Source organism: Stenotrophomonas sp. 28608_Sma (assembly GCF_056486185.1).
Genome location: NZ_CM151308.1, coordinates 2,972,199 through 2,992,001, shown reverse-complemented (window position 1 = coordinate 2,992,001; position 19,803 = coordinate 2,972,199). Strand labels below are relative to the sequence as shown.

The 19,803-nt window shown below is 66.3% G+C and carries 22 protein-coding genes; 15 read left to right on the top strand and 7 right to left on the bottom strand.

Annotated elements, in window-relative coordinates; all coding sequences use genetic code 11:
- Nucleotides 1–111 precede the first annotated feature (111 nt).
- Complete coding sequence (locus tag ACZLHH_RS14070; protein WP_049462139.1) at nt 112–618, top strand: GNAT family N-acetyltransferase; 507 nt, start codon at nt 112–114, stop codon at nt 616–618.
- Nucleotides 619–640: 22 nt separating this feature from the next.
- Here the strand turns inward: ACZLHH_RS14070 and ACZLHH_RS14065 are convergent, their stop codons facing one another.
- From ACZLHH_RS14065 to ACZLHH_RS14055, 3 genes are all read right to left on the bottom strand, one after another.
- Nucleotides 641–847, bottom strand: a complete 207-nt coding sequence (locus tag ACZLHH_RS14065; RefSeq protein WP_071227606.1) for a hypothetical protein — start codon at nt 845–847, stop codon at nt 641–643.
- Between the two features lie 58 nt (nt 848–905).
- The gene (locus ACZLHH_RS14060) at nt 906–1,343 is read right to left on the bottom strand and encodes an acetyltransferase (RefSeq protein WP_071227607.1); all 438 of its coding nucleotides are present in this window, start codon (nt 1,341–1,343) and stop codon (nt 906–908) included.
- Between the two features lie 67 nt (nt 1,344–1,410).
- Nucleotides 1,411–2,178, bottom strand: coding sequence for an NAD(P)H-dependent oxidoreductase (locus ACZLHH_RS14055; RefSeq protein ID WP_107431638.1), 768 nt, complete (start codon nt 2,176–2,178; stop codon nt 1,411–1,413).
- Nucleotides 2,179–2,256: 78 nt separating this feature from the next.
- On the opposite strand from ACZLHH_RS14055, the gene ACZLHH_RS14050 reads away from it, so the two are divergent.
- The 5 genes from ACZLHH_RS14050 (at nt 2,257) to ACZLHH_RS14030 (ending at nt 6,152) form a co-directional block, all read left to right on the top strand.
- Nucleotides 2,257–2,616, top strand: a complete 360-nt coding sequence (locus ACZLHH_RS14050) for a winged helix-turn-helix transcriptional regulator (protein ID WP_032129513.1) — start codon at nt 2,257–2,259, stop codon at nt 2,614–2,616.
- 75 nt (nt 2,617–2,691) lie between these two features.
- On the top strand, nt 2,692–3,216 hold the full coding sequence (gene tadA / locus ACZLHH_RS14045; RefSeq protein ID WP_180845078.1) for a tRNA adenosine(34) deaminase TadA: 525 nt from the start codon (nt 2,692–2,694) through the stop codon (nt 3,214–3,216).
- A gap of 74 nt (nt 3,217–3,290) precedes the next feature.
- Nucleotides 3,291–3,863, top strand: coding sequence for an oligoribonuclease (gene orn / locus ACZLHH_RS14040; RefSeq protein WP_107431636.1), 573 nt, complete (start codon nt 3,291–3,293; stop codon nt 3,861–3,863).
- A 158-nt stretch (nt 3,864–4,021) separates the two neighbouring features.
- Nucleotides 4,022–4,897, top strand: coding sequence for an EcsC family protein (locus ACZLHH_RS14035; RefSeq protein ID WP_180845076.1), 876 nt, complete (start codon nt 4,022–4,024; stop codon nt 4,895–4,897).
- Nucleotides 4,898–5,036: 139 nt separating this feature from the next.
- Nucleotides 5,037–6,152 (top strand): alkene reductase, encoded by a 1,116-nt coding sequence (locus tag ACZLHH_RS14030; protein ID WP_180845075.1) that lies wholly within the window; start codon nt 5,037–5,039, stop codon nt 6,150–6,152.
- 132 nt (nt 6,153–6,284) lie between these two features.
- On the opposite strand, the gene ACZLHH_RS14025 is transcribed toward ACZLHH_RS14030, so the two are convergent.
- The 3 genes from ACZLHH_RS14025 to ppsA all read right to left on the bottom strand — a co-directional run bounded on the left by ACZLHH_RS14025 (nt 6,285) and on the right by ppsA (nt 10,602).
- The gene (locus ACZLHH_RS14025; RefSeq protein WP_180845430.1) at nt 6,285–7,178 is read right to left on the bottom strand and encodes a mechanosensitive ion channel family protein; all 894 of its coding nucleotides are present in this window, start codon (nt 7,176–7,178) and stop codon (nt 6,285–6,287) included.
- A gap of 111 nt (nt 7,179–7,289) precedes the next feature.
- Nucleotides 7,290–8,063 (bottom strand): hypothetical protein, encoded by a 774-nt coding sequence (locus ACZLHH_RS14020; protein WP_180845429.1) that lies wholly within the window; start codon nt 8,061–8,063, stop codon nt 7,290–7,292.
- A gap of 160 nt (nt 8,064–8,223) precedes the next feature.
- Nucleotides 8,224–10,602 carry a phosphoenolpyruvate synthase gene (gene ppsA, locus ACZLHH_RS14015; RefSeq protein ID WP_014037623.1) on the bottom strand — a complete coding sequence of 793 codons (2,379 nt, stop codon included), beginning with the start codon at nt 10,600–10,602 and terminating at the stop codon, nt 8,224–8,226.
- Nucleotides 10,603–10,747: 145 nt separating this feature from the next.
- Between ppsA and ppsR the strand changes: the two genes are divergently transcribed.
- The 5 genes from ppsR (at nt 10,748) to ACZLHH_RS13990 (ending at nt 14,996) form a co-directional block, all read left to right on the top strand.
- On the top strand, nt 10,748–11,569 hold the full coding sequence (gene ppsR / locus ACZLHH_RS14010) for a posphoenolpyruvate synthetase regulatory kinase/phosphorylase PpsR (RefSeq protein ID WP_006452040.1): 822 nt from the start codon (nt 10,748–10,750) through the stop codon (nt 11,567–11,569).
- Nucleotides 11,570–11,717: 148 nt separating this feature from the next.
- Nucleotides 11,718–12,227 (top strand): DUF1249 domain-containing protein, encoded by a 510-nt coding sequence (locus ACZLHH_RS14005; protein WP_049398213.1) that lies wholly within the window; start codon nt 11,718–11,720, stop codon nt 12,225–12,227.
- A 42-nt stretch (nt 12,228–12,269) separates the two neighbouring features.
- Entirely contained in the window at nt 12,270–12,758 is a 489-nt protein-coding gene (locus ACZLHH_RS14000; protein ID WP_049462146.1) for an NUDIX hydrolase, read from the top strand.
- Nucleotides 12,759–12,883: 125 nt separating this feature from the next.
- Nucleotides 12,884–13,513 (top strand): DUF2239 family protein, encoded by a 630-nt coding sequence (locus ACZLHH_RS13995; RefSeq protein ID WP_107431633.1) that lies wholly within the window; start codon nt 12,884–12,886, stop codon nt 13,511–13,513.
- A 118-nt stretch (nt 13,514–13,631) separates the two neighbouring features.
- Nucleotides 13,632–14,996 (top strand): MATE family efflux transporter, encoded by a 1,365-nt coding sequence (locus ACZLHH_RS13990; protein WP_180845428.1) that lies wholly within the window; start codon nt 13,632–13,634, stop codon nt 14,994–14,996.
- A gap of 544 nt (nt 14,997–15,540) precedes the next feature.
- Here ACZLHH_RS13990 and ACZLHH_RS13985 read toward each other — a convergent pair.
- Entirely contained in the window at nt 15,541–16,191 is a 651-nt protein-coding gene (locus tag ACZLHH_RS13985; RefSeq protein WP_049398211.1) for a class I SAM-dependent methyltransferase, read from the bottom strand.
- Nucleotides 16,192–16,535: 344 nt separating this feature from the next.
- On the opposite strand from ACZLHH_RS13985, the gene ACZLHH_RS13980 reads away from it, so the two are divergent.
- The 4 genes from ACZLHH_RS13980 to ACZLHH_RS13965 are packed head-to-tail and all read left to right on the top strand — an operon-like array spanning nt 16,536 to nt 19,739.
- Nucleotides 16,536–17,150: a CDP-alcohol phosphatidyltransferase family protein gene (locus ACZLHH_RS13980; protein ID WP_032130352.1), complete on the top strand. Its 615-nt coding sequence runs from the start codon at nt 16,536–16,538 to the stop codon at nt 17,148–17,150.
- Between the two features lie 22 nt (nt 17,151–17,172).
- On the top strand, nt 17,173–18,249 hold the full coding sequence (gene phaE, locus ACZLHH_RS13975; protein WP_180845427.1) for a class III poly(R)-hydroxyalkanoic acid synthase subunit PhaE: 1,077 nt from the start codon (nt 17,173–17,175) through the stop codon (nt 18,247–18,249).
- Nucleotides 18,246–19,313, top strand: a complete 1,068-nt coding sequence (gene phaC, locus ACZLHH_RS13970) for a class III poly(R)-hydroxyalkanoic acid synthase subunit PhaC (protein WP_180845426.1) — start codon at nt 18,246–18,248, stop codon at nt 19,311–19,313. The genes phaE and phaC overlap by 4 nt, the downstream gene beginning before the upstream one ends.
- A 54-nt stretch (nt 19,314–19,367) precedes the next feature.
- Nucleotides 19,368–19,739 (top strand): YfeK family protein, encoded by a 372-nt coding sequence (locus tag ACZLHH_RS13965; protein ID WP_429000452.1) that lies wholly within the window; start codon nt 19,368–19,370, stop codon nt 19,737–19,739.
- The last annotated feature ends 64 nt before the right edge of the window (nt 19,740–19,803 follow it).

Sequence of the window (19,803 nt, the reverse complement as noted above, 5' to 3'; positions counted from 1 at the left end):
GCACAGGGGATTCGGGTGTCGCGTTGGCCTTGCTGGCAGGGCCTGTTCGCGGTTGAATCTGCGACGTAAATCAATAATTCACGCATTCATCACGTTATCAAAGGCGTTCTCTTGAACTGCATGATCCGCACCGAAACCACGGCCGACCACGCCGCCATCCATGCACTCACCGAGGCCGCCTTCCGCGAAGCCCCGCACAGCAGCCACACCGAGCAGTTCATCGTCGACGCCCTGCGCACCCGCGGGGAGTTGAGCATTTCGCTGGTCGCCGAAACTCAGGGTCAGGTGGTCGGTCACATTGCCCTGTCGCCGGTGACGGTCAGCGATGGAAGCACGGGCTGGTTTGGTCTGGGCCCGATCTCGGTATTGCCCGCGTGGCAGGGGCAGGGCATCGGTGCGGCCCTGATGCGCGCCGCACTTGAAGCACTGCGTCAGCAGGGTGCGCATGGCTGTGTATTGCTGGGCGAGCCGGCCTATTACGGGCGCTTCGGCTTCCGTGCCGAGCCGGGCCTGGTGTTGCCGGGCGTGCCGGCGGAGTACTTCCAGGCGCTTTGCCTGCAGCCTCCGCTGGCTCAGGGCGAGGTGCAGTACTCACCGGCCTTCGAGGCGACAGCCTGAGCCACGGCGGGCGTGCGCCCGCTCAGGGCGCGCGCCAGACGGTCGGTTCGGGTTGCGGTTTCGGAATGCGGTAGCCGCCGATATGCTCGAGAAGTTCATTGGTACGACGCTGCTCGATCAGTACCTCACGCAGCAGGTTGCGCACGGCGAAGATGGCGAACGGCACCAGGATCCAGACCAGGCTGATGCCCAGCGCAAACAGGGTCAACAGGGCTTTTGCACCATCCATGTACGGCATTCCTTGATCGAAAGCAGCCACGCTAACACGCAGCTGCTGCCAACGGATGTCAGGCCTTATGCCGAAGGTGGATCAGCGGATACGGGCGGCCCTGCGAATCCAGCGGCGAACGACCGGTTTCGACAAAGCCCATGCGCAGGTAGAAGCCCACGGCCTGCGCGTTCTGTGCGTTGACGTCGGTGCTCAGCTGCGGGTGCAGGGCCAGTGCGTGCTGCAGCAGCTGCCGACCGATACCGGTGCCGCGCACGTCCGGATCGATGAACAGTGCTTCCATGTGGGTGCCGTCGATCAGCATGAAGCCCAGCGGCCGATCCTGTGCATCGACAGCAACGGTCATCGGCGCCTGCGGCAGGAAACCGGCGACTTCGGCATCGATCGCCAGGCGATCTTCAGTGCTGAGGAAGTCGTGGGTGGCGTCGACGGCGCGGCGCCAGAGATCGACAAGGGCGGCGCCGTCGTCAGCGCGAGAGAGACGGAGGGTGGTCATATGTTCACCAAGGTGCTTGCAGGAATGCGAAGTATGAAGCTTTTCGGCCGTGCCTGCAGGTGCGGGTTCATCCGGCGTTGCGATGGCGGATGAAGGGACTGTACGCAGTCGCTTCCGCGCGCAGCAACACGCCATCCTCGAAGTCCTCACTGCTGTTGAAGGGCACGGTCGGCCACTGCCGCCATCGCGACAGTCGCTCGCGGTAGGAAAGGGTGGCTGCAACCAATGCTTCGTCGTGGGCCTGCACGCGTTCCGCTGCAAGCCCTGAGCGCACGCCGTGCACCATGTGCGGCTCCATCACCTCGAAGCCGACGTAGCGCAGGCTGTACATCAACGGCCACAGCAACAGCCGGGTATCGCCTTCGCGGCCATCGACCGCGCACGCCCGCGCCGAAGAGCCGGTGGTGACGCTCAGCAACGCACGCTTGCCCTGCATCACGCCGCGCTCGTGGCGTTGCCGGCTGTTGTACATCGGCCCGTAGACCAGCACGCGGTCCAGCCAGCCCTTGAGGATGGCCGGCGCCGCAAACCACCACAGTGGGAACTGCAGGATCACCAGGTCCGCGGCCTGCAGCAGCTGCAGGTGATGCCGCACATCGGCGGGCAACTGGTCGTGTTCGGCGCTGTAGCGCTGTTCGCGCTGGGCATCGAAGCGCTCGGGCTGCAGGCGCCGTGGATGGTGCCAGGCCGCTTCCAGCGGATCGAAGCCTTCTGCATACAGGTCGACCATGTCCACCTGCAGATGGTCGTGCCGCAGCTGCTCGGCCGCCTGCATGGCCAGGTGGGCATTGAAGGAACGGGGTTCGGGGTGGGCCAGCAGGATCAGAGCGCGCATGAGGGAGGGGCGTATTGGGATGTGCGACCATCCTCGCGGTGCCGGCATGCCCCGGCAATTACGCACTTTGAGGTAACCATGGCCTTTCCCGGTGATGTCTATGCCGCCGACTGCTCGGCGCGCGATGCGCTGGCACTGATCTCCGGCAAGTGGGTGATGCTGCTGCTGCCGGCATTGGCCGAGGGCCCGCAACGCAATGGTGCGCTGCTGCGGAAGATCGAAGGCATCTCGCAGAAGGTGCTGACCCAGACCCTGCGACAGCTGGAGCGCAACGGTCTGATCGAGCGCTGCGATCTGGGCGGCAAGCCACTGCACGTGGAGTACCGGTTGACCGAGGTTGCGCGCAGTCTGGTAGACACCCTGACCGCGTTGGACCGTTGGGCCGAGCACAATTTCCCGGCGCTGGACGCTGCCCGCGAGCGCTTCGACGCGCGCTAGCGGCGCCTGCACGGCTGCGGGCGTACAATGCGGCCCCGGCGGCCATCCTGGCCCTGCAGACACGCGAGAACCGCCATGACCGACGCCCTGGGTGTGCCGGTGCACGACACCGACGAACACTGGATGCGCCACGCGCTGGCGCTGGCTGAGCGCGCACAACGCGAGTTCGACGAGATCCCGGTGGGTGCAGTGCTGGTCGGTGCCGACGGCCAGCTGCTGGGCGAGGGCTGGAACCTCAACATCGCCTCGCATGACCCCAGCGCACACGCCGAGATCGTGGCCATGCGGGCGGGCGGAGAGTTGCTGGCGAACCATCGCCTGCTCGGCAGCACGCTGTATGTGACCCTGGAGCCGTGTGCGATGTGCGCAATGGCGATCGTGCACGCGCGCGTTGCACGGTTGGTCTACGGTGCCAGCGACCCCAAGACCGGTGCCTGCGGCAGCGTGTTCGACCTCATTGGCGATTCCCGCCACAACCACCGGGTGGAGATCCACGGTGGGGTACTGGCCAAGGAAGCCAGCATGCGCCTGACCAACTACTTTCGCGCCAAGCGTGGCAAGCCGCCGCTGTTGCTGGAAGACCACGCCAGCGAGGGCTGAGGGGCGAACGGGTATGATGGGCGACTCTTTCCATCACCGGTAGGCCGCGCGCCTGCCCAGCAACGAGGCGACACATGGCGGACAACGGCGCGGCCAACGAACGACTGATCTGGATCGACCTGGAAATGACCGGGTTGGATACCGACAACGATTCGATCATCGAGATCGCCACCGTAGTCACTGACGCCCAGCTCAACGTGCTGGCCGAAGGTCCGGAATTCGCCATCCACCATCCGCTGGAAACGCTGGAAGCGATGGACGAGTGGAACCGCAACCAGCACCGCCGTTCGGGCCTGTGGCAGCGCGTGGTGGACAGCACGGTGACCCTTGCCCAGGCTGAGGCGCAGACGGTGAATTTCCTGGCGCAGTGGATTCCGGCCGGCCTGTCGCCGATGTGCGGCAACTCGATCTGCCAGGATCGCCGCTTCCTGCACCGCCAGATGCCGCGCCTGGAGAAGTACTTCCACTACCGCAACCTGGACGTGTCCACGGTGAAGGAACTGGCCAAGCGCTGGGCGCCGACCGTGGCCGCTGGCGTCGGCAAGAACAGCAACCACACCGCGCTGAGCGATGTGCATGACTCCATCGCCGAGCTGCGTCACTACCGCCAGTTCATGGGCGCGCTGTCGGGGCTGCCGGTTGCCTGAACAACGACGCCGGGCATGGCCCGGCGCTACCGGGTGACACGCGAACTGGTAGTGCCGGCCGCTGGCCGGCAAGGCGCCGGGGGCGGTTCCCTTTCCAGCGGAAAGGGCCCTGATCCCCGCGACGAACCGTTCAACTATCCGGCGCTAAGATCAGCGCCATGAACGAGCCCATCCTGCTTCCCCGCGACATTGCCCACGACGCCCGCGACTGGTCTGACCTGCAGCGGGCGGTGGCCCTGCTGGAAGCGCCGACCCTGACCGCGCGCATGGCCAACCTGGTCGGCACGCCGCTGGAGTTCGCGGTGAAGGCGCTGCCCAGCTCGGTCTCCGGCCGCATCCACGGTGCGGTGCAGGCAGCACTGTCCAAGTCGGCGCAGGCGGCGCTGTGGAGCATGGACAACACGCCCGGCAAGGGGGCATCCACCCGCTGGCACAAGCTGGCGGCAGCGACGTCCGGTGCGGTGGGCGGCGCCTTTGGTTTTGCCGCGCTGTTCATCGAGCTGCCGGTATCGACCACCATCATGATGCGTGCGGTAGCCGACGTGGCCCGTAGCGAGGGCTTCGACCTGTCCGAGTTCAGCACACGCCAGGCCTGCCTGGAGGTGTTCGCGCTGGGTGGCAACTCGCCGCGCGATGACGCCAGCGAGACCGGTTACTACCTGGCCCGCGGCTTCACCACCGACGTGATGCGCCATCTGTCGGCCGAGCTGGCCGGACGCGTGGTGACCGGCCGCGACTTGACCCTGGGCGTAGCACCGAAGGAGGCTGGCAAGCTGCTGGCGAAGATGGTGGAGAAGGTGGCGGCGCGCTTCGGCGTGGTGGTTACCGAGAAATTCGCCGCACAGGCGGTGCCGGTCGTGGGTGCCGCTGCCGGTGCGACGCTCAATACGATGTTCACCGATTACTACCAGGACATGGCGCGCGGCCACTTCATCGTGCGCCGGCTGGAGCTCAAGTACGGCGAAGACGTGGTGCGCACCTGCTATGACCGCGTAGCGCATGGCACGATCAGGATGGAACCCCGCCTGGAGTAGATCCACGCCATGCATGGATGAGCCTTCATGCCAGGCCATCCTTGCCTGCCGGGCACAACTGTTTTGCCACAACACGCCTGTTGCCTTTCGCAGGCGGTCCCCATTCTTGCTGGCACTCCCCCCGCAAGAGATGTCCGCCATGTTGTTCACCTCCCACCGCCTGGGCGCCTTGACCCTGCCCAACCGAATCGTCATGCCGCCGATGACCCGCTCGCGCGCTGCCGACGGCAACGTTGCCACCGCGGAAATGGCCGCCTACTACGCGCAGCGGGCCAGCGCGGGCCTGATCGTCAGCGAAGGTACCCAGATCAGCCCGCAGGGCCAGGGCTATGCCTGGACCCCGGGCATCCACAGTGGCGAGCAGGTGCAGGGCTGGCGCCAGGTGACCGACGCCGTGCACGCCGCTGGTGGCCGCATCTACGCCCAGCTGTGGCACGTGGGTCGGGTCTCGCACGTGGCCCTGCAGCCCGGTGGTGCCGCGCCAGTGTCGTCGTCGGCGCTGCTGGCCGAGGGCGTGAAGGTGTTTGTCGACCCCACCGGCGCCGGCCCGGAAGCGGGCGTGGGCGAGATGATCCAGCACTCGATGCCGCGCGCGCTGGCCGAGGCTGAGATTCCAGGCATCATCGCCGACTACGCGCAGGCCACCCGCAATGCGCTGGCCGCCGGCTTCGATGGTGTCGAGCTTCACGGTGCAAATGGCTATCTGATCAACCAGTTCATCGATTCGCAGGCCAACCAGCGCACCGACGGCTATGGTGGCTCGCTGCAGAACCGGCTGCGTTTCCTGCGCGAGGTCGTGCAGGCGGTGACTGCAGAAGCCGGTGGTGAGCGCGTTGGCGTGCGCCTGGCGCCGCTGACGACGTTGCAGGGCGCGGTGGACGATACGCCGCAGGCCACCTACCTGGCGGCGGCACACCTGCTGGGCGAGCTGGGCGTGGGCTACCTGCACATCGCCGAGGCCGACTGGGATGACGCACCGCTGATGCCAGTGGCGTTCAAGCAGGCGCTGCGCATGGTCTACCCAGGCACCCTGATCTACGCCGGCAAGTACACCGCCGAGCGCGCCGAGCAGGCACTGGCTGAAGGCTGGGCCGACCTGATCGGCTTCGGTCGCCCGTTCATCGCCAACCCGGACCTGCCCGAGCGCCTGCGTCTGGGGGCGGAGCTGAACCCGCCGGATCGGGCGACGTTCTTCGGCGGAGGCGCGATCGGCTTCACCGATTACCCAACGCTGGAAGAAAGCGTCGCCGCCTGATCCCGGAGGCTGCCGGCCAGCGGCCGGCACTACCGATGTATGGAGATGGGGTGGGTGCCGGCCAGCGGCCGGCACTACCAGGATGTGCGGGGCAGGGTAGTGCCGGCCGCTGGCCGGCATTTCTGTTTGGGATCAGGGCTTGTCGCGCACCAGCGCGTCGGCCTCGACCACGCTGCCATCCTTGCCGTGCAGGTACAGGTGCATGTCCTGCTGCGGATACGGGATGTTGATGCCGGCCTTGTCGAAGCCCAGCTTGAGCTGTTCCAGCAGCGTGACCTTGGTACCGAACCAGTCGGCCGACTTCACGTAGCAGCGGATGCCGAGATTGATCGCGTGCGCGCCCAGTTCGTACACCACCACGTCCGGTGCGGGCGTCTGCAACACGCGCGGGTCGGCCTTCATCAGCGCCAGCGCGGTGTCGCGCGCCAGCTGGATGTTGTCTTCATAGCCGATGCCCACCACCAGTTCGACGCGGCGGGTCGGCTCGGCGGTGAGGTTGATGATCGGCGCAGCGGTGATCAGCGTGTTCGGAATGGTGGTGTGCTGATTGTCGGCACCGGTGATGACGGTCTGGAAGATGCGCACTTCGCGCACCGTGCCGGTCTGTCCGGCCACCGTCACTACATCACCGACGCGGAACGGGCGCAGCGTCACCAGCATCACGCCCGAGGCGATGTTGGACAGCGAATCCTTCAGTGCCAGGCCTACCGCCAGGCCGGCGGTGCCAAGCACGGCCAGCAGCGGGGTGATCTGCACGCCCAGCGTGCCGATTGCCAGCACCACCACGATCACCAGCGACGCGGCGTACACCACGTTGCGCAGGAAATTGCCCAGCATCGGGTCCACGCCCATGCGCGCGGTGGCGCGTGGCATCGCGTTGGACAGGCGTCGCGCCACCCACATGCCGACCAGCAGCACCACGATCGCGGCCAGCAATGGCACGCCGTAGGTCTCCAGCAGGCGTTCCCAATCGAGCGAGTGGAACCAGGGTGTTGCGGCGGGGGCGGGTGGGGCAGTAGCAATCATGCGGGCTCCTTGTCGAACGGGCGCGGCGCTCAAGAACGCCAAAAACTGAAAACCCCGCAGAGGCGGGGTTGCATGCGGGCAGATTATCGGCATCGCAGGATGAACGTGATGTCAGCCGCCTTCGATCAACGCGCCCGTACCCTTGAGCAGCGAGCGGAGTCCTTGTACCAAGTGCGGTTCCACCGTACTGAGCCAGAGGCGGCCGGGCACCAGTTCGTCCAACGTGCAGCCGGGAGTACCTTGCAGTATCGCCGCCAGTGTCTTGCCGGGCGCGACGGACACACCCAGCTGCACTGGATTCAGCAGGCTAAGGGGGAAAACGTTGCGGGCCCTGCGCAGGCGCACCTCCGGCGGCGCGTCATACCAGGTCTGGTTGCGGTCTTCTTCATCCTGCGGCTGTGTTCCATCACAGTAGCCACTGATGTAGGCCTGCGGGCTGCGCTCGAAGGGTGGGTGAGTGACGTAGCCGAAGTCCCAGTCATACAGGGCGATCAGCCCCACCAGGAGCTCGCGGATGGACTGCGGTTCCAGGGGGAAGCGAGCGTCCTTGGAGAACAGAGCAAATTCCGTTCCAAGCTCGTGATGGGAGCAGAAATCCACTGATGCCGTCAGATCATACGCGGGCGCGTCACTTCCTTTGGGTACAGCGACAACGCTGAGGAGGGTCAGCTCCTTGAAGCTACTGGCCAGAAGTCTTCGATGTGCTGCATTGCCCAGCTTCGCCAACTTGCTACTGTGGCCCTTTCCATCAGACGCAAAGTAGGTGACCTCTACTCCACGCTTTTCGAGCATGGATATAGCCAACTCGTGAAACTTCTGGAAATCCTGCGCTCCTGCCAGTGGGCCGGAGTAGTTGAACAGTCCAAGTGCGAACGGGATGGTCATGGGGCGAACCTTGCCGGCAAGTGATTCCAGTCCTTCCAGTGTGCGTCGGCCATTTCAGGGCGCCTACTGGAATAGTTGCAAATGACATACCGGTCCAGTTGGTCCCCAAAAGCAGAAACCCCGCCGAGGCGGGGTTTCTTTATTCAGCCTTACAGCCGGATCAGCCGTTGGCCTTCAGCTTGGCCAGGCGCAGCCAGGTATCGACCACGGTGTCCGGGTTCAGCGACACTGACTCGATGCCTTCCTGCATCAGCCACTCGGCCAGATCCGGATGATCGGACGGGCCCTGGCCGCAGATGCCAACGTACTTGCCCTTGGCACGCGCTGACTTGATCGCCATCGACAGCAGCTTCTTCACTGCCGGGTTACGTTCGTCGAACAGGTGCGCGACGATCGACGAGTCGCGGTCCAGGCCCAGGCTGAGCTGGGTCAGGTCGTTGGAGCCGATCGAGAAGCCGTCGAAGATTTCCAGGAACTCATCGGCGAGCAGTGCGTTGGACGGCACTTCGCACATCATGATGATCTTCAGGCCGTTCTCGCCCTGCTTCAGGCCGTTCTGTTCCAGCACCTCGATGACCTTGCGGCCTTCTTCCAGGGTGCGCACGAACGGAATCATGACCCACAGGTTGTCCAGGCCCATTTCGTTGCGCACGCGCAGCACGGCCTTGCATTCCAGCGCGAAGGCAGCCGAGAAGCTCGGGTCGACGTAACGGCTGGCGCCGCGGAAGCCGATCATCGGGTTCTCTTCGTGCGGCTCGTAGTTGCTGCCGCCGATCAGGTTGGCGTACTCGTTGGACTTGAAGTCCGACAGGCGCACGATCACGGCGTTCGGTGCGACCGAGGCGGTGAGGGTGGCGATGCCTTCGGCCAGGCGATCCACGTAGAAGCTGACCGGATCACCATAGCCGGCGATCTTCTCGTCGATCTTCTTCTTCGTCGCTGCGTCCTGGCGGTCGTATTCCAGCAGCGCGTTCGGGTGGATGCCGATGTGGCTGGCGATGATCATTTCCAGGCGGGCCAGGCCAATGCCGGCGTTCGGCAGCTGGCCGAAGTCGAAGGCACGTTCCGGGTTGGCCACGTTCATCATGATTTTCAGCGGTGCCGGCGGCATGTTGCCCAGATCGGTGGTGGTGCGCTCGAAGCCGAGCTTGCCTTCGTAGATGAAGCCGGTATCGCCTTCAGCGCAGCTGACGGTGACCAGCTGGCCATCTTCGATCACCTTGGTGGCATTGCCCGAACCGACCACGGCCGGCACGCCCAGCTCGCGCGCGATGATCGCGGCGTGGCAGGTACGGCCACCGCGATTGGTGACGATGGCCGATGCACGCTTCATCACCGGTTCCCAATCGGGATCGGTCATGTCGGCGATCAGCACGTCGCCCGGCTGCACGCGGTTCATGTCGTCCAGCGTCTTGACCACGCGGGCCACGCCCGAACCGATCTTGGCACCGACGGCGCGGCCCTCGGCCAGCACGTTCCCGCCCTTTTCAGTCAGCGCGAAGCGCTCGATCTGGGTGGCATGGCTGCGCGACTTCACCGTTTCCGGGCGCGCCTGCACGATGAACAGTTTGCCGCTGACACCGTCCTTGGCCCACTCGATGTCCATCGGGCGGCCGTAGTGCTTTTCGATGACCAGCGCCTGCTTGGACAGTTCCTGCACGTCCTCGTCGCTGATCGAGAAGGTGTTGCGCAGTTCGACCGGGGTGTCCTCGATCCGGACGCGCTCACCCGGCACATCCGAATACACCATGCGGATCGCCTTGCTGCCGAGCGAGCGGCGCAGGATCGCCGGCTTGCCGGCCTGCAGGGTGGGCTTGTAGACGTAGTACTCGTCCGGGTTGACCGCGCCCTGCACGACCATTTCGCCCAGGCCGAAGGACGAGGTGACGAATACCACGTCGCGGAAGCCGGACTCGGTGTCCAGGGTGAACAGCACGCCAGAGGAACCGACGCCCGAACGCACCATCAGCTGCACGCCGGCGGACAGGAACACGTCTTCATGCTTGAAGCCGTGGTGCACGCGATAGGCGATGGCACGGTCGTTGTACAGCGAGGCGAACACTTCCTTGACCTTGTGCACGACGTCGTCGGCACCGGTGACGTTGAGGAAGGTTTCCTGCTGGCCGGCGAAGGAGGCATCCGGCAGATCCTCGGCGGTGGCCGACGAACGCACGGCCACGGCCACGTCGCCGCCGCCGTTGTCGGCGCTCAGCTGGGCGTAGGCAGTGCGGATGTCCTGGTCCAGCTGCGGCTGCAGCGGGGCATCGATCACCCAGGTGCGGATTTCCTTGCCCGCTGCGGTCAGCGCGTTGACGTCCTCGACGTCCAGCGTGGCCAGCTTGTCGAAGATGCGCTTGGACAGATCGTTGTGCGCGATGAAGTCCTTGAAGGCTTCAGCGGTGGTGGCATAACCGCCCGGCACCGAAACGCCCAGACCGGCCAGGTTGCCGATCATCTCGCCCAGCGACGAATTCTTGCCGCCTACGCGGGCCAGATCGGCCAGACGCAGTTCGTGCAACCACAGGATGTTCTCGTTCAAGCGCGATGCTCCGTTTGGCCATCGCCCGAGGCGGGCTGGAATGGCCGCGTCCGTAGGAAGAAGCCGATATGATGCCGGGCAGAGTACCGTCGGCACAAGCTTGTGCTGGCGGCCTTTTTAGGCTTCGTAGGGGGTAAAAGCGCGCATGTCGACCATCCGTCCGGTGTTCTACGTTTCCGATGGAACCGGTATCACCGCTGAAACCATTGGGCATAGCCTGCTTACCCAGTTCTCCGGGTTCAGCTTCATTACCGATCGCATGTCGTTTGTCGACGACCCCGAAAAAGCGCGTGAAGCCTGTGCCCGGATCCAGGCGGCAGGGGAGCGGTACCAGGTCCGGCCGATCGTGGTGAACTCCTGCGTGGACCAGAGCCTGAGCCTGATCCTGGCCGACAGCGGCGCGCTGATGCTGGATGTGTTTGCGCCGTTCATCGAGCCGCTGGAGCGTGAACTGGCCAGTCCGCGCCTGGCCCGGGTCGGCCAGGCCCACGGCATGGTCGATTTCGACACCTACCACCGCCGCATCAACGCGATGAACTTCGCCCTGACCCATGACGATGGCATCGCGGTGAACTACGACGATGCCGACGTGATCCTGGTGGCGGTGTCACGCGCAGGCAAGACGCCCACCTGCATCTACCTGGCCCTGCATTACGGGGTGCGCGCGGCCAATTACCCGCTGACCGACGAAGACCTGGAAAGCGACCGCCTGCCGCCGCGCCTGCGCAACTACCGGCGCAAGCTGTTCGGCCTGACCATCGACCCGGACAGGCTGCAGCAGATCCGCCAGGAGCGCCGCCCGAACTCGCGCTACGCCAACCTGGACACCTGCAAGCGCGAGGTGGCTGCGGCCGAGGTGATGTTCCAGATGGAGCGGATCCCGACCCTGAGCACCACCCATACCTCGATCGAGGAGATTTCCAGCAAGGTGCTGGCTACGCTGGGGCTGCAGCGCGAGCTGTATTGATCCTCGTCTGGTAGAGCCGGCCGCTGGCCGGCTGGTCGATGAACCCTCGGCCGTGATGCGGGGCTGCCGGCCAGCGGCCGGCACTACCCAGGGGTTGGCTTGCACGTGCGCGCCCCCACGTTGAAGCACCAACGTGTAGGATCGACCCATGGCCCGAGCCTTGCCCCGCACCGAACGCATTCCCCGCCTGAGCCGGCTGAGCTGGCTCATGGGCCTGTACGCGGAAAACTACCGCCATCTGGTGCGTCTGTTCGAACCGGCCGGACTGGTGGCGGGCAGCTACATTTCCTCGATCGGCGACGGCCTGGATGTCCGCCTGGACGTGATCGAGTGCCACCGCTACACGGTGGAACTGCGCCTGACCTACGACCTGGCCGACCCGGTCACCGGTGAGCCGGATCCGTCGGCCTATGTGCGTCTGTACCGTGACGCGCGCCAGGCCGAGACCACCCATTGCTACGTAGGCCGCCGCTGGCAGGACACGATGGGCCTGTATCCGCCGCCGGCGGAGCTGATCAGCCACCGCATGCGGATGAACACCTTCCTCGGCAAGTGGCTGGAATACCTGGCCGAGCGCGGCCACGGCGTGGCCACCCTGCGCCGCGATCCCGACGGTGCTGGCACACCTGCCGAGCGCCGCCTGTCGCTGGTGCGCTGATCGGCCATAATCCACGGCTGACCTGCCGCTGGATGCTGCCCCATGCCGTACACCCCGATCGTCGCCACCCTGGGCTATGTGCTGTCGCCTGATCGTCGCCAGGTGCTGATGATCCACCGCAATACCCGTCCCGGTGACCACCACCTGGGCAAGTACAACGGCCTGGGCGGCAAGATCGAAGCGGACGAGGATGTGGCGGCCAGCATGCGCCGCGAGATCGCCGAGGAAGCCGGCATCGACTGCACCGGCATGCGCCTGCGCGGCACCATCAGCTGGCCGGGCTTCGGCAAGCACGGCGAGGATTGGCTGGGTTTCGTGTTCGTCATCGATGGATTCGAGGGCACCCCGCACGGCGGCAACCACGAAGGCACGCTGGAGTGGGTGGACCTGGACAAGCTGGACACCCTGCCGATGTGGGAGGGCGACCGCAACTTCCTGCCGCTGGTGTTCGACGCCGACCCGCGCCCGTTCCACGGCGTGATGCCGTACAAAGACGGGCGCATGGTGAGCTGGTCCTTCAGCCGCCTGTGAGCCGGGAAATCGGGTAGCTGCCAACCTTTGGTCGGCACGCTCTTCTGGCAAATTAATACCCGGGCAATATTGACGGGAGAGAATTACCCGGGCAATATTCGCGCATCGCCTCTGATGCCGTTGCCATGCCTGCGTCCCGACTTCCTCCCTTCAGTTGTTTCGACGGCCATCGCCTGGTCGCTTCCGGTACGCCGGAAGTGGCCGCGCTGGCGCTGAAGCAGCTGCGTGCCGACAACCCTGCCGGTCCGCTGCTGGTGTTCGACAACGCCACCGGTCGCACCCGTGATTTCGATACGCGTGGCAGCGACGCAGAACTGCTTTCGCGGGTGGCTGCCGCGTTCCCATCGGCCGTGCAAGCGGACGCCGGAATCGCTCCTGAAGACGCGCCTGTTGCCCCGCGAGGCCGTGGCCGCCCCAAGCTGGGTGTGGTCGCCCGAGAAGTGACCTTGCTGCCGCGCCATTGGGCGTGGCTGGCCGAGCAGCCTGGCGGTGCCTCAGTGGTGCTGCGCAGGCTGGTGGAGGCGGCCAGCCGTGCCGGTGCTGACAAGGACCGCCAGCGTCGTGACAGCGAGCGTGCCTATCACTTCCTGCAGGCCATCGCTGGTGACCTGCCTGGCTTCGAGGAAGCCATCCGCGTCCTGTTCGCGCATGACCGCGCGGGCCTGGAAGCGGCGTTGCGGAGTTGGCCCGCGGATGTGCGCGCCCACGCTCTGCGCTTGGCCTTCGACGATCCTGCGGACCACATCGACGGCTGAGCCATCGCGCCGTTGCTGAGCGACGGCGCCACCTGACCGCGGGCCACGGCCTGCTTTCCCTGTGCTTGCTTTGCTGGCGGAAACGCCGGGCAGGGCGGCGCCTTGCCCAGAGAACCCCATGAGCCCCCCTGTACATCCGATACCTCCGGCAGCACCCCCGCTGTGGCGCACCTATCTGACCCTGCTGCTGCCGATGCTGCTGACCAATGCGCTGCAGCTGGCCGCAGGCACGCTGGACAACATCTACCTCGGCCATCTGCTTGGCACACAGGCAGTGGCCGCAGCAGCTGCGTTCTTCCCGGTCTTCTTCCTGCTGTTGGCCCTGGTAATGGGCCTGGCGACCGGTGCGATGGTGCTGATCGGCCAGGCCTGGGGCGCGGGCCGCCCGCAGCAGGCACGCGCCGTGGCTGGCAGCGCGGTGGCGCTGATCCTGCTGCTGTCGGTGCTGGTGATGGCTGTGGGCGGCGGCTTCGCGCCACAACTGCTGGTGGCGTTGGGCACGCCGGCAGCGGTCCTCAGTGAGTCCATTGTCTACGCACGCGTGCTGTTGCTGACGGCACCGGTGTTCTTCCTGCTGTGGCTGGCCACTGCGGTGAGCCGCGCGGTGGGCGATGCGAAGACACCGCTGCATGCGCTGCTGCTGGCAACGGTGGTCGGCCTGCTGTGCACGCCGCTGCTGATCCTCGGCTGGGCCGGCCTGCCGCAGCTGGGTTCGGCCAGTGCGGCAGTCTCGGCGGCGTTTGCCTCGCTGCTGGCCCTGGCCTGGCTTATGTGGCGGTGGCAGAGGATGGAGCACCCGTTGGCGCCGGGACGTGAGCTGCTGCGTGCCATCCGTTTCGATGGCGTGCTCATCCGCGCGATGCTGCGCATCGGCGTACCGTCATCGCTGCAGATGCTCAGCCTGGCCATTGCCGAAATCGTGTTGCTGGGCTGGATCAACCGCTACGGCTACACGGCCACGGCCGCCTACGGTGCGGTCAACCAGTTGATGAGCTGGGTGCAACTGCCTGCGATGTCGCTGGGGATCACCGCCACCATCCTCGCGGCGCATGCGATGGGCGCGGGGCGTACGGCACGGCTGCCCGCCATCGCTCGCACCGGTGTGCTGCTTGGGCTGGCGGTGCTGAGCGTGGTGGTGCTGCTGGTGATGGCGCTGGCGCCCTGGCTGACCGGGCTGATTCTGGCGGCCGCAGAGGTGCGCGAATTGGCCGCATCGCAGCTGCGCACGGTGGTATGGGGCGTGCTGGCGATGGGAGGCAGCGCGGTGTTGGTCGGAGTGATGCGAGGCAGTGGCACGGTGATGTTGCCAGCGTTGCTGGGCATGGCAGCGGTACTGCTGCTGGAGCTGCCGTTGGCGATGTGGTTGCAGGCGCGGCATGGTCTGGCCGGCCTGTGGTGGGCGTGGCCACTGGGGCTGCTGGCGATGCTGGTGATGCAGGTGTTCTGCTTCGCGCGTTGGCGGCGGCGGGAGCAGGCCGGGTAGTGCCGGCCGCTGGCCGGCAATCCGGAATGCCGGGGCAGCCGGCCAGTGGCCGGCTCCACCACGCGGTCGGAACACAGTCGTTGCGGCGGCTGCGGTGGGCCGACCACTGGTGATGCAGGTGTTCTGTTTCGCTCGCTGGCGGCGGGTGCGGGCTGGGTAGTGCCGGCCGCTGGCCGGCAATCCGGAATGCCGCGGCAGCCGGCCAGCGGCCGGCTCTACCACGCGGTCGGATCACCGTCGTTGCGGCGGCTGCGGTGGGCCGACCACTGGTGATGCGGGTGTTCTGTTTCGCTCGCTGGCGCCGGGTGCAGGCTGGGTAGTGCCGGCCGCTGGCCGGCAACGCGGAACGGCCGGGGCAGCCGGCCAGCGGCCGGCTCTACCACGCGTTCGGATCACAGTCGTTGCGGCGGCTGCGGTGGGTCGGCCACTGGTGATGCAGGTGTTCTGTGTTGCTCGCTGGCGGCGGGTACAGGCTGGGTAGTGCCGGCCGCTGGCCGGCAATCCGGAATGCCGGGGCAGCCGGCCAGCGGCCGGCTCTACCACTTCAGCGCCGCTGTGCCAGCAGCAGATGGAAGTGCTTTTCGCGGATCTGGCCGTCATTGCCGGCTGCGGATTCCCGGTGGCTGCGCCAGGCCGAGACGCGGAAGCCCGACACACGCAGCGCCAGCTCCACCGCGTCCAGCTCATGCAGTTGGAAGTCGGCAGCAAATGGCAGGCTGCGCATGAAGCTGGCGTCGCCAAAGGCCAGGCACAGGCGGCCGCCCCGGCGCAGCACCCGCGCCAGCTCGTCCAGCACCGGCGCCAGGTTCGGCCAGAAGTACAGGGTGTTGACCGCCAGCGCGGCATCCATCGCGGCATCGGCGACCGGCAGCGCATGAGCGTCGCCGTGTCGCATCGCGGCACGCTCGGCCAACCCGGCGCTGGCCAGGCGCTGGTTGCCGGCCTCGACCATGGCGGTGGACAGCTCAATACCCAGATAGTGGCTGTCGGTGGCCTGCAGCATCAGCGGCGCGAAGGCCGCATTGCCGGGGCCGATCTCCAGGACCCGTTCGCCAGTGCCGACGGCCAGCAGCCCGATCGCGGCCAGGTTGAGTGCGCCGTTGCTGCGGTTCATCGAGTCAGCCACCGCCAGCGCGGCCTCGCCATGGGGCTGCCGCAGCTGTGCGGCCAGAGTGGGAGCATCCAGCATCATCATCGTCCGTTGCAGAGTTTCGGACGTGGCGGCGGCGGGTCCGCCGGTGACCATAGCGCCGACCTTGTGGCTTGGGAAGTAGGGAAACCCCGCTTCGGGGTGATGAGGAAATGTCCAGCGTCGCAGTCGGTGAGATCTGGTTGTCCACAGGGGGTGTGGATTACGCGTGGGCAACTTTGTGGATAAGCCGCGACAGGCGCCACCCCCCTAGGCTGTCAAGATGGGTGGCGAAAAATTCACCGCCGGTGAGGACAGGTGAGGGAGCGGTGAAGGCTGGGGCCTGCCAACGCTGTCGCCAGCGGCGGCGCTCGCGGTAACCTGTGGGCCTTGATGCTCCGTGAGACCCCATGAAACGTCACTTCTCGATGCTGCGCGAATTCCAGCTGGCCGACTGGTTCACCCTGGCCAATGCTTTCTGCGGCACCGGTGCGGTCTTTGCCGCAATGCGCTTCCTGCAGGACGGCGAGCGCGGCTACCTGCTGTTCGGCATGGCGTTGATCCCGCTGGCTTTCATTTTCGACGCCCTCGATGGGCGCATCGCGCGCTGGCGCAAGTCCAGCTCCACCCTGGGCCGCGAGCTGGACTCGCTGTCCGACGTGATCTCCTTCGGTGTGGCCCCGGCGGCGCTGGCCTACGCCTGCGGCATGCAGGGCGGCTGGGACTGGCTGGTGCTGAGCTATTTCGTCTGCTGCGGCGTCAGCCGCCTGGCGCGCTACAACGTCACCGCCGAGGCACTGGCCGGCGACGAGGGTAAGGTCGCGTATTTCGAGGGCACCCCGATCCCGACCAGCCTGGTGCTGGTGATCGTGCTGGCGATCGCCGCCGGTACCGATGCCATCGGCCAGAACATCTGGTTCGGCCAGTGGCAGATCGGCCCGTGGCAGCTGCACCCGATGGTGCTGTTGTTCGCCCTGTCCGGGTCGCTGATGATCAGCAAGACCCTGCGTATCCCCAAGCCATGAGCCAGCCCTGCGGAGGCCTGCGATGACCAGCTCGGCCCACGACGCCGGCAGCAGTGATTTCGAAACCCTGGCCCGGCAGTACTTCGGCGCCTGGGGCGATGCCCTGCGCCATGCGAGCACGCCCGGCGCACCGGCTGGTGACGATCCCGGCAGCTGGCAACGGCTGTTCGACTGGTGGGGCCAGCTGTTGCCCGAGCAGGGGCAGGGCGCGCCGGAAGATGCCGTGCGCCGCTTCCGCGAACAGGCGGGCAGCTGGTACGGCACCATGCAGGAAGTGGCCGCGCGTTTCGCCGGCCGCGACGCCAGCAGTGCCGACGTGGCACAAGCCTGGCGCGAGGCGGTGCAGGGGCAGGGCGACGGCATGCTGCAGTGGATGCTGCAGGGCGCCCGTGGCAGCACCCACGCTGGCGCCGCTGTACCGGAGTTTGCCGCCTGGCTGCAGCAGTTCCAGCTGCAGGCCGGTCCGTGGCTGCAGAGCCCGGCGTTCGGGCCCGGCCGCGAGCACCAGGCGCGCTGGCAGGCGCTGCTGCGGGCGCAGGAGGAATACCAGCAGCATTCGCGCGCCTACGTCGATCAAATCAAGCAGGCACTGGACGAGGCCTTCGCGCTGTTCGAGCAGCGCCTGGCCGAGCACGAGCAGCCGGGCAGCCAGCTGACCAGCGCCCGCGCGATGTTCGACCTGTGGATTGAAGTGGCCGAGGAGGCCTACGCCAAGGTCGCCATGTCCGAACCGTTCCAGCAGGTGTATGCCGCGCTGGGCAACGCTCAGATGCGCCTGCGCGCCGGCCTGCAGCGCGAGGTGGAACAGATGAGTGAACGGATCGGCCTGCCGACCCGCAGTGAGATGGACGCCGCGCACCGCCGCATCGCCGAGCTGGAGCGCAGCCTGCGCCGCCTGCAGGCACAGGTGGCGGCCATGGCCGGTGCGGGCGAGGTCGATCCGGTGGCACAGCCGGCGCCGGCGAAGGTGAAGCCGGTCGCGCGCAAGGCCGCGAAGAAGGCCGCGCCGGCAAAGAAGGCGGCTGCGAAAAAGGCGCCTGCGAAAAGGGCTGCACCAAAGGCAGCGCCCCGTACTTCCACGCGGACGCGTGACCGATGAAAGGACCGCTGGGCTTCAACGCCGATGACCTGATGCAGGAAACCCTGGCCATGCAGCGCAAGCTGATGGAAGGGCTGAAGCTGCTGCCGCAGGTGGAAGACGTGGACTACGGCGTGACCGCGCGCGAGGAAGTCTGGCGCGACGACAAGGTGGTGCTGTACCGCTTCGTCGGCGAACAGGCACCGACCCGCCGCACGCCGTTGCTGATCGTCTACGCGCTGGTCAACCGGCCGTACATGGTCGACCTGCAGGCCGATCGCTCACTGGTACAGAAGCTGCTGGCGCTGGGGCAGGACGTCTACGTGCTGGACTGGGGTTACCCGGATCGCTCGGAGCGCTTCCAGACCCTGGAGGACTACCTGCTGCGCTACATCGATGGCGCGGTCGATGCGCTGCGCGCGCGCGGTGGTGGACCGGTCGACCTGCTCGGCATCTGCCAGGGCGGCGTGTTCGCGCTGTGCTACGCCGCGCTGCGCCGGCAGAAGCTGGGCAAGCTGATCACCATGGTCACCCCGGTCGATTTCCACACCGCCGACAACATGCTCTCGCACTGGGCGCGGCAGGTGGATGTGGACCTGCTGGTCGACACGCTGGGCAACATCCCGGCCGACCTGATGAATGCCAGTTACCTGATGCTCAAGCCGTTCCGCCTGAACGTGCAGAAGTACGTCGGCCTGCTCGACATCCTCGATGACAAGGCTGCGCTGGAGGATTTCCTGCGGATGGAGAAGTGGATCTTCGATTCACCGGACCTGGCCGGCGAGGCGTTCCGCGACTTCATCAAGCAGTTCTACCAGGGCAACGGGTTGATGAACGGCACGGTGCGGATCGGCGAAGAGGCGGTGGATCTGTCGAAGGTGACCCTGCCGGTACTGAACATCTACGCCGAGCAGGACCATCTGGTGCCGCCGGATGCCTCGCGCGCAATGCGTGGACGCCTGGGCACCGAGGATTACACTGAGTCCAGTTTCCGTGGCGGCCATATCGGCATCTACGTGTCCGGTCGCGCGCAGCGCGAAGTGCCCGCCACGATCGATGGCTGGTTGAAGGCGCGCGACGTGTAAGGCCTGCTTCGCTTTTGTAGAGTCGAGCTTGCTCGACTGCCTTGGAGAATAATGATGTCGCAACGGTTCACGCTGCTGCTTGCCACGCTGCTGCTGGCAGCACCTGTTGCTCACGCCGCACCCAGTACGGATGCACGCCGGGAGATCGCCCAGCTGATCTCCAGCCTGGACGGCTCCCAGTGCCGGTTCCAGCGCAATGGCAGCTGGTACGACAGCAGCGATGCGCGCGCGCACCTGCAGCGCAAGTACGACTACCTGCTGAAGAAGGACATGGTGGACAGCGCAGAGCAGTTCATCGAGCGCGCCGCCAGCCAGAGCAGCATGAGCGGCAAGCCCTATCGCATCCAATGCCCGGGGCAGCCTGAACAGACCGCGGCCGCCTGGTTCGGCGCCCGCCTGCAGGCCCTGCGCCACCGCACGCCGTAGACATAGGGGCGGTGTAGAGTCGAGCCATCTCGACTGCTTTTTCCCGTAGCCCAGGAGAACCGCC